At 58.5% G+C, this 14,516-nt stretch carries 9 protein-coding genes; 5 read left to right on the top strand and 4 right to left on the bottom strand.

Annotated elements, in window-relative coordinates; translation table 11 throughout:
- Window positions 1-159: 159 nt before the first annotated feature.
- From BK662_RS16745 to BK662_RS16730, 4 genes are all read left to right on the top strand, one after another.
- A complete protein-coding gene (locus tag BK662_RS16745) occupies window positions 160-678 on the top strand; it encodes an acyloxyacyl hydrolase (RefSeq protein ID WP_123358989.1) in 519 nt (172 codons plus the stop codon).
- 200 nt (window positions 679-878) lie between these two features.
- The gene (locus BK662_RS16740; protein ID WP_123358988.1) at window positions 879-1,298 is read left to right on the top strand and encodes a DoxX family protein; all 420 of its coding nucleotides are present in this window, start codon (window positions 879-881) and stop codon (window positions 1,296-1,298) included.
- A gap of 612 nt (window positions 1,299-1,910) precedes the next feature.
- A complete protein-coding gene (locus BK662_RS16735; protein ID WP_375539006.1) occupies window positions 1,911-2,762 on the top strand; it encodes a glyoxalase in 852 nt (283 codons plus the stop codon).
- 14 nt (window positions 2,763-2,776) lie between these two features.
- Window positions 2,777-4,186, top strand: a complete 1,410-nt coding sequence (locus BK662_RS16730) for an alginate export family protein (protein WP_123358986.1) — start codon at window positions 2,777-2,779, stop codon at window positions 4,184-4,186.
- Between the two features lie 354 nt (window positions 4,187-4,540).
- Here the strand turns inward: BK662_RS16730 and ycaC are convergent, their stop codons facing one another.
- From ycaC to BK662_RS16710, 4 genes are all read right to left on the bottom strand, one after another.
- Window positions 4,541-5,164 (bottom strand): isochorismate family cysteine hydrolase YcaC, encoded by a 624-nt coding sequence (gene ycaC, locus BK662_RS16725; protein WP_185047138.1) that lies wholly within the window; start codon window positions 5,162-5,164, stop codon window positions 4,541-4,543.
- Between the two features lie 112 nt (window positions 5,165-5,276).
- Window positions 5,277-7,115 (bottom strand): amidohydrolase, encoded by a 1,839-nt coding sequence (locus BK662_RS16720; RefSeq protein WP_123358985.1) that lies wholly within the window; start codon window positions 7,113-7,115, stop codon window positions 5,277-5,279.
- Between the two features lie 543 nt (window positions 7,116-7,658).
- Window positions 7,659-8,072 (bottom strand): response regulator transcription factor, encoded by a 414-nt coding sequence (locus BK662_RS16715; protein ID WP_123358984.1) that lies wholly within the window; start codon window positions 8,070-8,072, stop codon window positions 7,659-7,661.
- Entirely contained in the window at window positions 8,069-9,061 is a 993-nt protein-coding gene (locus tag BK662_RS16710) for a response regulator (protein WP_123358983.1), read from the bottom strand. Before BK662_RS16710 ends, BK662_RS16715 begins: the two co-directional genes overlap by 4 nt.
- Before the next feature lie 352 nt (window positions 9,062-9,413).
- Here BK662_RS16710 and BK662_RS16705 point away from each other — a divergent pair, with 352 nt between their 5' ends.
- Window positions 9,414-14,471 carry a trifunctional serine/threonine-protein kinase/ATP-binding protein/sensor histidine kinase gene (locus tag BK662_RS16705; protein ID WP_123358982.1) on the top strand — a complete coding sequence of 1,686 codons (5,058 nt, stop codon included), beginning with the start codon at window positions 9,414-9,416 and terminating at the stop codon, window positions 14,469-14,471.
- Window positions 14,472-14,516: the final 45 nt, after the last annotated feature.

Genomic DNA, 14,516 nt, shown 5'->3' with positions numbered 1-14,516 from the left:
CCTCTCGTTCAATCAAGACCGTAAAGCTCTATGTATCTGGCCGGTTAAGTCAGCACAAAAAGCATAGTCACCGTCACCCGCCGAAAAGAAAATATCTCTCGACTGATAGCGCGCGTTTGCAACGACGTGCTCTTCACCGACCTGATTAAGGGATATTTAATGGCTAGAATTCTTCCTTCCATTCTTTTGGGGTTGTTAGCAAGCGCATCGATTTCAAGTCAGGCTGCGCAGATTTCCGCAGCGGTCGGCGTTACCCGCCAAGGCGACATGACATACCGTGCAGGTTTGGGTTGGGAGTGGGACAAGCGCTGGCTTGAGTCCTCAATCGGACACTTTGGTGGTTATTGGGACGTTGGGTATACGTATTGGGAGGGCGGTGATCAAGCCAGCGGTAGACACTCTATTTCCGCCGCTCCGGTATTCGAATACGTTATTGGAGATGGCTTCTACAGACCCTTTATCGAAGCGGGTATCGGTGCATCGCTGTTTTCCGGTACTGGCGTAGGTGACCGGAAGATGGGCTCCGTGTTCAACTTTGAGGATCGTCTTGGTGCTGGTTTGAAAATAGGAGAGGCTCAAAGGGTCGGTGTTCGCGTCATTCATTATTCCAATGCGGGCCTCGCGCAGCCTAATGCCGGCGTTGAATCGTATTCCTTGTTTTACGCCCATCAATTTTGATTGTTGTACTTACCTCTTCGCTGCGCTGGCACTGCTGAATATTGGCATGGAGAAGGTCCTGCTTTAGACCGGTGCGTATCACTGTTGAGAAATACGAAGCAAAAGTCCGATTGTGCTGAATTATCTTGGTTTTAAGTTCCACCTGGAGCTTCGCCAATACCCCAAACGGGGCCACCCGAAACTGACGTAGAGATTTCCAAATGAATATCACAAGCAAAGATATCACCGCAGCTATTGGCCGCCTTCTGCTGGCGGCCCTGTTCCTGTTGAGCGGCTTTTCGAAGTTGACAGGCCCGGCAGCCACTATTGCCTACATCGAGTCGAGTGGGATGCCGTTTCCAAAACTGGCCTACCTGGGAGCACTGGGGGTAGAGCTGGTCTTGGCGTCATTGCTGGTCCTGGGTATCCGTACCCGTTTAGTCGCAGCAGCCATGGCAGTGTTCACCGTGGTTACCGCTGTTGCTTTCCACAACTCACTGGCTGACCAGGCGCAGTTCGTCAACTTCTTCAAAAACATCTCGATCGCTGGCGGTCTACTGCAAGTTGCGGCCTTTGGTGGAGGGATGTTGAGCTTCGACGTTTTTCTTGCGCGCCGTAAGGCATTTGCTCTCGCTCGCTGATTGCATTACGGCCTGCACTGATCGATCGTTTCCGCTGGAAAGGACTTCGGCGGTTTTTTTTTGAGCGAAGTACGCCTGCAAATTGGCAAGTCCGTCTCATGGATCAAATATGGGCTTCGGCTTGGGAAGACAGTGCCGCCCCCAGTCCTTCTAAACAGCTCCCAATACAAACAGGTACTTTGTGGAGTCCTGCTTTCAATGAGCATCTACAACCAGGCGACAAGTAACTTGACCGTTGCGCGTTGTGTTGCGGGTCTGGTTACTTATTTGATTATTTTCGCCGTGCATGCTGGCTTGCGAATTGACGTTCGGCGAAACAACAGCCCCATTCTTTCAATAGTCCCTTCCTTCAGCGACCCATAAATGCGCGCCAAAAGTTCCCTGGCGGTTCAACAGGGAAGTGATGGTCGAGAGCTGGATTGGAATATCGCCATGATCAAATGAATTTAGTTTCATGTTTCTGCGCACATGGATCCTATCGACCATCTATCTCCGCTTCATACGCTTACTGAACGGCAGCGTTGCTATTCGACGGTGTCGCGACTCTCAACTCATCAAGGGCTTCTTATGAAACATTCATTCAAGCAGTTTCCTCTGGCTGTCATTCTTGGAATGGCCGCTTCCCTCTCTGCGCAGGCGGCAACCAACCCAGCCGTGGCTGTCGCAGCCCAGTACGACACCAGTCATGTCTACGTTGCCCCAAGCGACGTTGATAGTTTTGTTAAAAGCTTCGTGGCCACCTTTGGTGGCAAGAGCACTGCGCAGGTCGTGGTCAATGTGTTGCCCGTTCCCAGTAGCACTACTTCGCAACTGGTACAGACGCCAGTCGGTAGCGTGTCGCTTTTCGGCTTCACCACGCCTGTCCCTTACCCCTTTGGCGCCGAGCGTAATGGCTATCTCGTGAGGGATATGGATGTCGCGATCGCCGAAGCCAAGAAGCATGGCGCTGACGTGATCGTGCATGACTTCCCCGATCCGATCGGTCGCGATGTGGTGGTGCAATGGCCAGGCGGCGTGAATATGCAGCTCTACTGGCACGACAAGGCGCCGAATTACGCACCGTTTCAGACAATCCCTGAAAACCGGGTGTATGTCTCTGAGCAACGTGCCGATGCCTTCATCAAAAGTTTCACGGGTTTCTCCCACGGCAAAGTCGTGGCCGATGAGAAGCATCTCGATGGCGCTGTGGTTGGAGAGCCAGGAAAGACCATCCGCCGCGTAAAACTGGAATCCGATTTCGGCAAGATGGTGGTGTTCGTGACTGACGGGCACCTGCCTTACCCCTACGGCCGTGAAACGACCGGTTACGAAGTTGGCGACCTGGCAGCCACCCTCTCCAAAGCCAAGAATTCCGGCGCACAACTGTTGGTAGACCTTAAAGCAGAACCTGGTCGTCAATCCGCTTTGGTGGCATTCCCTGGTGGGTATGTCGCCGAAATACACCAACCCGTCGTGACGAAGTAATCTGAGGGGCGTATATGAAGAGCCGACGTCCTTCGCATAACGCGTGTGCTTGGGCTCTGGCCGTGCTGTGGCCGCTGGGAGTTTCCAGCGGTTTCGCCGCCGATCAGACTGAACGCCCTGTGCTTAAAACCAACCGTTGGCAGGAGGACTGGTCAGTCCTTCAAAACCCTTCGTTGAGAACCGAGCCTCTGGATAGTCTCAAATATATATCGCTGTCGGATGATGATCCGCAGCGTTATGTATCGTTCGGCGCGACGCTTCGTGAGCGGTTTGAGTTCAACGATGCCAATGGATTTGGCATAGGCAACCGGTCACGCGACTCGTGGCTGATTCAGCGACTGCAAGTGCATGCCGATTTGCATTTGAACGAACACTGGCGGGTATTCACCGAACTGGAAGATGCTCGCGCCTTCGATAAGACAACCGTAGGCGGCGCAGACCAGAACCGCCTGGATATGCGACTGGCTTTTGTCGAGTACGTCGACCAGACCGTCGATCACACTTTCAAGACGCGCGTGGGGCGTCAGGATTTCGCCTTCGACTTGCAGCGCTTTATTTCTTCGCGGGATGGACCGAACGTCCGGCAGTCCTTCGATGCTGTTTGGGCGGACTGGGAGACGAGCAATTGGCGACTCATTGGCATCGCTAGTCATCCTGTCCAGTACCTGGATGGCCGTCACTTCGACGACAAGTCCAATTCCGACGTCGCGTTCCATATGCTCAGGGTCGAGCGCCAGCTTAACAATAAAGACGAACTGTCGGCCTACTACGGCTTGTACGAAGAACGCCGCGCGAGTTATCTCGACGCGGAGGGTGATGAAACCCGACACATCTTCGATGCGCGCACCGCGGGAACCGAGGGAGCATACGATTGGGATGTGGAAGCGATGGTTCAGACCGGTACGGTAGGTTCCAAAGATATCCGCGCCTGGGCAGGCGGCAGCCGTCTGGGGTACACCCTGAAAGCTGTGCCTTGGACGCCACGCTTTGGCCTGCAGTTCGATGCGGCTTCCGGTGATCACCATGCCGGAGATGGCACATTAGGGACATTCAATCCTCTGTTCCCGAATGGATACTACTTCTCACTGGCGGGTTACACCGGCTACAGCAACCTTATCCATGTCAAACCTTCTGTGACGATACAGCCGGTCTCCGGCCTATCCATTCAGACAGCTGTGGGAATGCTCTGGCGACAAACCACCGAGGACGCGGTTTATACCCAACCGAATCTGCCGGTAGCAGGAACGGCGGGGCAAGGTGGACGCTGGACGGGTTACTACGATCAATTGCGCATGGACTATGCATTCACCCGCAATCTGTCCGGTGCTGTTGAGGCCGTTCACTATGCAGTGGGTGATACGATACGGGATGCCGGAGGTGACGATAGTAACTATCTCGGCGTGGAGCTCAAATTCATGTGGTAACAACACTGCCTTCTGGCATCGGCCTTCGCCTGATGCTGTAAGTCGGGGATCATGCAAAAAGGGGGGGCGTCCAGCCTGGCTTGGATGCCCCCCCTACAACCGTATCGATATCGGGGCCACGCCGCTTGCTGGGCGAAGATCGCTGCGGGTCATCGGAGCGGCCGGAAAGCATCGCTGATGAATTCGAATGCCTGCGCTTTTTCCGCGAGAAACGCGAACGCCCGCAATGCTCCGGTTCGTAAGCATTGCACTCAGTAAAATGGGCAACACCAATGAACTGACGAGATTGAGGGGGTCGCAATGGTGGCTGAATTTTCTGCTGCCAATGACGCCATCCTTGGCATCGGGTTCGATTTACTTGGCAATGAATGCCGAGTAGCTGTTCATCAGGTTGCGGTAGTTGGGAATGCGCTGGGACAGCAGGTGGGCCAGGCCTTCCATGTCGTTGCGCCAGTCACGCTGCAGCTCGCACGCCACGGAGAACCAGTTGACCAGTTGAGCGCCGGCGGCGGACATGCGTGCCCAGGCAGCCTGCTGCACCACCTCGTTGAAGGTGCCGGAAGCGTCAGTCACGACGAACACATCAAAACCTTCTTCCAGCGCGCACAGGGTCGGGAACGCCACGCAGACGTCGGTCACAACGCCCGCGATAATTAGCTGCTTGCGGCCGGTGGCCTTGATCGCCTTGACGAAGTCTTCGTTGTCCCAGGCATTGATCTGGCCTGGACGAGCGATGTACGGCGCGTCCGGGAACATCTCTTTCAACTCGGGTACCAGCGGGCCGTTCGGGCCGGATTCGAAGCTGGTGGTGAGAATGGTCGGCAGCTTGAAGAACTTGGCACAGTCGGCCAGGGCCAGCACGTTGTTCTTGAACTCGTTCGGCGAGAAATCCTGTACCAGTGAGATCAGGCCGGTCTGGTGGTCGACCAGCAGGACAACGGCATCGTTAATGTTCAGGCGTTTGTAGGGAATGGTCATCGTTGACTCCATTGGGTTGTGACAGGGTGTGTGCGTTGCCAGCAGACTGCACTGGCGGATGAACTCGCCGAGCATGCCCGGCGAGGTGTTTCATTCTCTTGTTGCCCAGTTTTCAGAACGCGAAGCACGAGCAGCCAAAGGCGCCCCAGAAGCCCTGGAAGTCGCTGACCGGCACTTTCGATTGGCGAGCCTTGTCATGGCTGTGGGAATGCACCGCGCACGGTCCGCCGCACTGGTGAACGACAGCAGCCATTGGCGCCCCCGGACGCCAGTGACCCGGCACCATCGCCACCGGCGACCAGTCCGGCAGCACGGGCACGCTTGGTGGTGCCAACTGGTCGAACTCGTTGGTGGCGTAGACCACCTTGCCGTCGACGATTGTCAGCACCGACTCGATCCACTTGATCGACTCCTCCGGCACACTGAAGAAGTCCTGGGACAGCGCGACCACGTCGGCCAGTTGACCAACCTTGATCTGGCCCTTTTTGCCCTGCTCCGAGGAGAACCAGGCGCTGCCCCGGGTGAACAGTTCCAGCGCGGTTTCCCGAGACAAGCCTTCTGGATACAGCTCCATACCGCCGACGGTCTTGCCGCTGACCATCCAGTACAGCGAAGTCCAGGGGTTGTAGCTCGATACGCGGGTGGCGTCGGTGCCGGCGCCCACTGGCACGCCTTCGGCCAGCATGCGCTTGATCGGTGGAGTGTGTTCGCCGGCCTTGGCGCCGTAGCGCTCGACGAAGTACTCGCCCTGGAACGCCATGCGGTCCTGGATCGCGATACCGCCACCGAGGGCGCGAACCCGCTCGATGTTTTTCGGCGTGATGGTTTCGCAGTGGTCGAAGAACCACGGAATGCCGTTGAACGGGATATCGCGGTTGACCTTCTCGAACACGTCGAGCATGCGCGAGATCGATTCGTCATAGGTGGCGTGCAGGCGGAACGGCCAGCGCTGTTCCACTAGGTGGCGCACCACCGGTTCCAGGTCCTGCTCCATGCCTGGTGGCAGGTCCGGACGTGGTTCAAGGAAATCTTCGAAGTCCGCCGCCGAGAAGGTCAACATCTCGCCGGCGCCGTTGTGGCGCAGGAAGTCATCGCCCTGGTGCAGTTTGACGGTGCTGGTCCAATGCTTGAAGTCGGTGAGTTCTTCTTTCGGCTTCTGGGTGAACAGGTTGTAGGCGATACGCACGGTCAACTGCTTGGCGTCGGCCAATTGGTTGATCACCGCGTAATCGTCCGGATAGTTCTGGAAACCGCCGCCGGCGTCGATGGCACTGGTCAGGCCCAGGCGGTTCAGCTCGCGCATGAACTGACGGGTCGAGTTGACCTGATATTCCAGCGGTAGCTTCGGTCCCTTGGCCAAGGTCGAATAGAGGATCATCGCGTTCGGCCGCGCGACCAGCATGCCGGTCGGGTTGCCGTTGCTATCACGCACAATCTCGCCACCCGGCGGATTCGGCGTGTCACGGGTGTAGCCGGCAACCCGCAGCGCCGCGCGGTTGAGCAATGCACGGTCGTAGAGGTGCAGGACGAATACCGGGGTGTCCGGCGCCGCCTGGTTCAATTCTTCCAGGGTTGGCATGCGCTTTTCGGCGAACTGGAATTCGTTCCAGCCGCCCACCACCCGCACCCACTGTGGGGTCGGCGTGCGGTCGGCCTGCTCCTTGAGCATGCGCAGGGCGTCGGCCAGGGACGGCACGCCCTCCCAGCGCAGTTCCAGATTGTAGTTCAGGCCACCACGGATCAGGTGCAGGTGCGAGTCGTTGAGGCCCGGGATCACCGTGCGCCCCTTGAGGTCGATGACCTGGGTGGCACTGGTGCGCATACCCATGATTTCGGCGTCAGTGCCCACGGCAGCGAACTTGCCGCTGGCAATAGCGACCGCACTGGCCTTGGGTTTCGCCTGGTCAACCGTATGAAAGTTCCCGTTATAGAGAATCAGATCGACGTTCATAGCAGCTCCTTGAACTGAAGAAGCACCGGGGGATATAGCCGGTGATGGGCGTTTCAGAAAGAGAGGTCGGTGGCCTTGCCCGGCAGATTCTTGGCTCGGTCATTGAAGGCTGGTCATCACACACCCCGTGAACTGTTAAGAGACCTCATTGAAGAGGCCGCCATGGAACATGGAGTCCATAGTGCGGCGCCGAGGATGAGGAATATTGGATGGATGTGCTTCGACGGATGGCTTTGCGGGAAAAAGCAGCGTTTCTTCGTCAGTGGTGTGGGAGTTCTGCCGAGCGTTGGAGCTTCGAAGGTCACGAGCTGTTTCAAGTCGACACGGCACCGATGTTGAAGGCTTTCAGGAGTTTGGAGAGCCCCTCGGCAAACCCTGACTCACGCCCCAGTCCGGTCAGGTTGAATCCGGGGCACGAGCAGTTGACTGCCACTCCGGTACCTTCGTGTTGCCGCGCCGGCTCAAAGGATCCGTGCTGTGGGCGTTTGTCTGCGCTTGCTCGTAATCAGCGCTGTATCACGGGTAATTTTGGCCACTCGCTGTTTAGCCTTTAACGTGAAGCGCCAGCTCGACAGCGCTCAATAACGCATCGCTGCTGAAGGGTTTACGCAGGCACTCGATAGCGTCATAGCGGCTTGATTCGGCCAATGTCGCTTCATCCCAATGGGCTGACATGCAAATTACCGGAAATTTTCTGTGCATGAGCGCAAGTGCTTGCATGACCTCGATTCCCGACAGGCCGTTCATTCTCAAATCCAACAGCAGGCAGGCGACGTCATCGAAGCTATCGAGGGACAGGAATTCTTCACCCGAGACGAATACCCGAGATTGATATCCAGCCGAGCGGAGCAGATTGGCCAAGCTTTTTCGCACGGACACATCGTCGTCCACAATGCAGACGATTGTCTTGGGGTTGGCGGATGACTCTGGGAGAGGGCAGCCAGTTTTTTTGGTCATGAAGAATCCTGCATGCCAAACGCTGGGTCCGAGCTAATCAGGCTATACAGCTTGACGAGGCTGACCAGTGAGCGCGTCTGCATCTTTTCCATGATGTGTTTGCGATGGACCTTGGCAGTGACTTCGCTGGTGCCCAGCTGGTTGGCAATGTGTTTGTTGGACAGTCCGGCGACGATCAGCGGCAGCACTTCTCGTTCACGGGGGGTCAACAGGGCGGCTTTTTGACGGGCGCTCTGAATGCGTTGCCATTGCTCGAATGCTTTGGCTGCCCGCTGACGAGTGGTGTGCAGGATGTCCAGCAACTGGTCGTCGTTGAAGGGTTTGGTCAGAAATTCGACTGCGCCTGCTTTCATGGCCTGCACCGACATCGGGATAGTGCCGAAACCGGTCATGAAAATGACCGGCCATGGATGTCCGCGTTGTCCGAGCGCCGATTGCAGTTCCAGTCCTGTCGCCTCGGGCAGGCTGATGTCCAGCAACAGACAAGCGGGGCCGATGTCGAGGTCAGCATTGAGCAGTTCTTCGGCCGAGCCGAATATCCGGTGCATGATGCCTTCGGCCCGCAGCAGGCGGCTGAGCGCCGTGCGCACGGAAGCTTCATCGTCCACTATGAGCACCGGCACGGTGTCAGGGTCGATCGCCTCCTGCTTCTCGCACGTCAGGGCCCACGAGGTAGCGGGATGGAATGGGGGCAGGGGTGATTCACGTTCTTTCAATAATCGGTAACCTCGGCGTGGGACCGTCTGGATGAGTTCTTTTTCTCCGAGCAACTTGCGCAGCGAGGAAATCTGCACTTGCAGATTGTTTTCCTCGACGACGGTGTCGGGCCAGACCTGTGTGATCAATTCATCTTTACTGACGATACGACCATCGGCCTGCATCAGCACCGAGAGGATTTCGAACGCCCGTCCTCCAACGCGCATGGGCCGTCCATCGAGAAAGGCTTCGCGCTGTTCCAGGGAAATGGTGGCTTGACCGAGTCGGATCATGCGTTGCTCTGCACTGTGTGAGGGAGAGTGACGCGCAAGCGTCGATTCATCTGGCATACACGCTAGGGGACAGCCCTGCATAATGCAATTATCCCGAGGGATAACACGCGGTGGTTTCAGTGCGTGAAAATCACCGGCAATAGGGCCGCTCGACGGCCATCATGGTGCCTGGGACGGACAGGATGGCCGGCCCACATTCACCGCACCAGAGCCTTGCGTATACTCATGAGCTCAGTCTTAAACGTATTTTCAGCGGTGAGTGTTCATGCCCAGCAGTCCTCCCTCATCATCCAATTCCTGCAGTCCTGATGTCGTACATGATGAGCCCTGGCTGGAGCGTTGCGCCTTCAAAGTGCTGCGTCGGGAAAACGATCTGACCTGGTTCACGCTTCAGGACAGACAATCGGGAACACGCTGGCTCGCCGCCCGGGCACCGATCCAGCGGCCTGCCACATGCCAGCGGCTGGAGCGCGATTTTAATCTGCGCTTGGACCCGGACTGGGCGATTGCCCCTGTTGCGCTCATTCGCTCGGCCGAAGGGCCCTTGCTGGTTTATCCCGCGTTGGGGACGCCGCTGACTGATTTGATGGGCGAAGCAGAGTTGCCGTTGGGGCGCTTGCTGGCCATCGCTGTAGCGGCGGCCTGTGCGCTGGGTAGCGCCCAGAAGTCGGGCGTGTGGCATACCAGCCTGCTGCCCCACCATCTGATGGTGGGAGCTACCGATTCGGTCAGACTCCTGGGGTTTCACAGTCATGCAGGGGAGGCCCCCACTGCCGAACTGCCCAGCTTGGAACAATGGCCATACCTGGCCCCCGAGCAGGTCCGGCGCGACAACCCGAGTTTCGACGTGCGCAGCGATATCTATGCTCTGGCCACGATTCTCTATCAAACACTGACTGGCCACCTGCCACTTACCGCCCGCGAACCATCCCAATGGCTGCATGTGCATGCAGCCGTTCAGCCGGAATCACCAGCGGTGCATGTGGCCGACCTGCCGGAAGGACTCTGCCGAGTGCTGCTCAAGAGCTTGGCGAAAGAGCCGCAGGCCCGCTATCAGAGCGCCGAATCGATGGCCGCGGATCTTGCCTGGTGCCAGCAGCAGTGGCTGGAGCACGGGCGTATCGATGCGTTTCGCCTGGGCGGCTTCGATACGATACCTCCCGTGATCCGCAATGATGCCTTGTTCGGTAGGGAGACCGAACGCATGCAATTGATCGAGCAGATGGATCAGGTGCGCAGCGATGGCATCGCCCGAGTCCTGCTGGTCGCGGGTGCGCCAGGTGCCGGCAAGTCGACGCTGATCCATCAGGGTGTCCGGCCCATGGCTCCTGGCTATTGGGCCAGCGGCAAGAGCGATTTGCTGCAGCAGGAAACTCCTTATGCGCCATTGGCGGAAATCTTCAGGTCGCTGATGACCCAGTTGCTCGGGAAGCCGGCTCTGGAACTTGAGACGACGAGCCAGCAACTGGTAGAACGACTCAAGGGACGGGGCCGGCTCCTGGTGGATCTGGCGCCCGAGGCCGAGTTGGTCATCGGTATCGCCCCCGAACTGCCAAATATGCCGGCCCGATATGCGCTCGACCACGCTAACCGGACACTGCTCGATGTGCTGGAGGTCTTCGCTCAGCCGGGACGTCCCTTGGTGGTGTTCGTGGATGACGTGCAGTGGGCGGACGATTCGACCCTGTCGTTCTTACAGGCTTTCATCGCCCGGCCGCCCCGGCATCTGGTGCTGATCCTGGCCTACCGCGCGGCAGAGTCGCAGGCCCTCGAGCGACCGGGGGGATTACTGGAGGTGCTGGGCAGTGGGCAATGTGCGCCGCACCAAAAGATTATGCTGGGCCCCTTGTCGGAGCCCGCAGTTGCCGCGCTGATCGCCGCTGAACTGGACACGACCGCCAAAGACATTGAGGCACTCGCGCGAGTCGTGCACTTCAAGACGGCGGGCAATCCTCTCTTTATCAGCCAGGTATTGAGGGCGTTGATCGATGAGCGCCTGGTGCGCTTCGACGTGCGGGATCGCCGCTGGGTCTGGAATCAGGAGGAGGTAGACAGTTATCGCTACGCCGATAATGTCGCGGACTTGATGGTGCAGCGATTCGAACGGTTGTCACCGATGGAGCGGGAAGTGATGCGCACTGCCGGATACGTTGGCAGGCGCTGCGAAGAATCGTTGTTGCACCGGTTGATGCCGCCGTGTGATCCGCAACAGATCGCCAGTGATGTGCAGGGTCTGGTCAGTGCGGGTTTCCTTCTGCGCGAGCGCGAGCATCTGGTATTTCCCCATGACCGGGTGCTCGAGGCGGCCTGTCGGCTTCCGGCACAAGCGGGGAGGGGGGCCGAGCACGCTCGCATCGCCGCCGCCATGCTCGATCAGTGGGGCGAGCATGTCCCTGAGCGAGTGTTCGAAGTCGCCAGCCAGATTCAGCGCATCGACGCCGACGCATTGGACGAGCATCGCCGCGCTGTGTTTGTCGAGCTGCTGGTCGAAGCCGCTGAGCGAGCCAGGAACACAGCCGCTGTCGAGCAGGCCGCGGGCTACTTGCACACGGCCGAAATTCTGCTCGGCCAGGCAAGCAGCTCGGCCCTCTATACCCAGGCGTTCGCCACCCGATGGCTGGCGGCCGAGTGCGACATGCTCCTGGCCGATCTGGCCGGCGCCCAACGACGCCTCGACGATTGCCTGGTCCACGCCAGGACTGCGCTCGACCGTGCGAAAACCTATCGGTTACGGGCCACGTTGCGCACGCTGCACTCCGATTACGAAGGCGCGATAACCGAAGCCCTGACCGGTCTGGCGCTGCTGGGCATTTCCCTGCAGCGCCGGCCCTCGCAGGAGCAATTGACTCAAGCGTTTGCTCAGGTACGCACACTTATCGGCCCACGGCGAATCGCCGACCTGGTGCATCTACCCAAGGCCGATAACCCGCTTGTCGAAGCGACCATGGAGCTGCTCGGCACGCTGATTTCCTCATTCTTCGTCGACGATGACATCCGCTTGCTGCATCTTGCAAAAATGGTCGAACTCACGCTGCTGCATGGCGTTACGCCGAGCAGCAGCTACGGGATTGCCTGGTTCGGCGTGATGATTGCCGAGTGCTATGGCGAATATGTGGATGGGCACGCCTTCGCCGAAGTGGCCCTGGAACTCATCGACAAGTACGGCTATGAAGCCGGTCGAACCGGCACCCTGGTGGCGCTCGACCAGGTCAGTCCTTGGACCAGGCCGATGGCATATGCCCGCCAGAGGGCTATGGCCGCATTCGAGTGCGGCCAGGCCGGCGGCGACTTGGGCATGTCCTGCTATGCCTGCAACCATATCGGCTCCGACCTGCTGTTCATGGGCGAACCCTTGCAAGGGGTGTTGAATGAGCTGGAGCATGGTTTGGCATGGGTGCGTCAGTTTCATTACATCGATATCGAGCGAATCCTGCTGGCGCAACAATCGTTCGCCAGCGATTTGCGTAATGGGCGCCCGCACCGGCCACTTGCCGAGCTGGACGGCACGGAACATGACCGTTTCGGTATTATCGATCGCAGCAGTGTGTCGCAGCCGACGCTGTTCTTTTCGTGGCTGTATTCAGGCATGTCCGCGTTTTACTTCGGCGATATCCCTTACGCATTGCGGCGCTTCGAAGAGGTTGCCACGCTGGTCTGGTCTATTCCGGCGCATATCAATCTCGCTGATTACTACCTGTTCTACGGGCTGGCACTGGGCAGTGCGCAGGCGCCAGGCGAATTGGCCGATAAACTGGAAAAGCTGGAGCGGCAACGCCAGCGGTTCCTGCAATGGGTCGAGCTCAACCCGACAACCTTTCGCAGCAAATTGCTGCTGATCGAGGGTGTGATTGCCCGCTTGCGCGGTCTGGAGCTAATGGCCATCCGCTGCTTCGACCAGTCGCAGATCGCGGCGGCTGCAGCCGGTTTCATCCATGAGCAGGCACTGGCTCATGAACAACTGGCCAATATCTGCATTCCTAATGGATTGGTATCTGGCGCCAATCACCACCTGCGCGTGGCGCGCGATTGCTACAGTCTGTGGGGAGCCGAAGGCAAGGTGCGCCAGCTGGAGGTCATGCATCCGTCCCTGGGCGCGCAGCCGTCGTTTGAACCGATCCGGCCTGTGACTCAGGTTCGGCTCGATCTTGAGGCGGGGGTCGAGGTGGCCCGCGCGCTTTCGCAAGAGATATTGCTCGAGCGACTGGTTGAAACCCTGATGAATCACCTGATGATCCAGGCCGGTGCCGATAATGGCGTCTTGATGATCGTCAACGACGCCGAGCTGCAACTGGCAGCCACTGCCTCTGTCGAGGCTGGTAATGTGCAAGTTGCCCTGGATGCCGGGCAGCCGCTCGAGCAGATCGCGCCTGTCTCGGTGCTCAACGCTACCATGCGCACGCGCACCCCCTTGGTGCTTGACGATGCCCAGGCCGACTGTCCCGAGGCCTATAGCGCCGATCTGCAACAGCGCCAGACGCGGTCCATGTTGTGTCTGCCGTTGCTCAAACAAGGCATGTTGATCGGCTTGGTTTATCTGGAAAACAGCCTGGTATCCAAGCTGTTCAGTGCCGAGCGCCTGACCATGCTGGAGATTCTTGCTTCTCAGGCCGCCGTGTCACTGCAGACCGCCAGCCTCTATGCAAGGCTGGTCGAGGACAACCAGTTGCGCGCGCAGATGGAGGCGGACTTGCGCAGTTCGCGGGCGGAACTTGCGCGTAGCTCACACCTTAAGGTCATGGGGGAACTTTCAGCTTCGATTGCCCATGAAATCAGCCAGCCGCTGCTGGGGATCTTGTCCAACGCCTCGGCCAGCCTGAGCTGGCTCAAGCGAGATCAGCCCGATCTTGAAGAGGCAATTCAGGGGTTGGAAGACATTCGCTCAGACAGCACCCGTGCCGCCAACATTGTCCAGGCGCTTCGCGCTCTTGCCAAACAGGCACCGTTGCAGCGCTTGCCGGTGCAGATCGAAGACTTGATCCGTGACGTTTTGTGCCTGACCGCGACCGATCTGGCGAGCGGCAACGTGCGTCTGGAATCCCGGCTCGATACGAAATGCATAGTGTGGGTGGATGCGGTGCAGATCCAGCAGGTGGTGTACAACCTGATCACTAATGCATTGGAGGCCATCGCCGGAGCAGGGCTGCAGGATGGGTGCATCATCATCGGTTCCGGCGTCAAGGACGACCAGGTTCAACTCTGCTTGCAGGACAACGGCCCGGGAATCGCCTCCCAGGAGCGCGAGCGGATTTTTGATGCGTTCTACACCACCAAAGGCAACGGCATGGGAATGGGGCTGGCCATCTGTAGATCGGTGATCGCTGCACACGGCGGGACGCTAGTCCTCCAGGACAGTGAACAGGGCGCCAGGTTCTGTATCAGTCTGCCGCTTGCGCCGGGCTACGTCGGATAAAAAAAAGGCCGCGTAAGCGGCCAAAGGGGAGGAGTGGGGGCTGTC

The sequence above is a fragment of the Pseudomonas frederiksbergensis genome (assembly GCF_003732275.1).
Taxonomy (GTDB): Bacteria; Pseudomonadota; Gammaproteobacteria; order Pseudomonadales; family Pseudomonadaceae; genus Aquipseudomonas; species Aquipseudomonas frederiksbergensis_H.
Note: the sequence above shows the minus strand (reverse complement) of the source record. Positions and strands in the feature narration are given on the sequence as shown.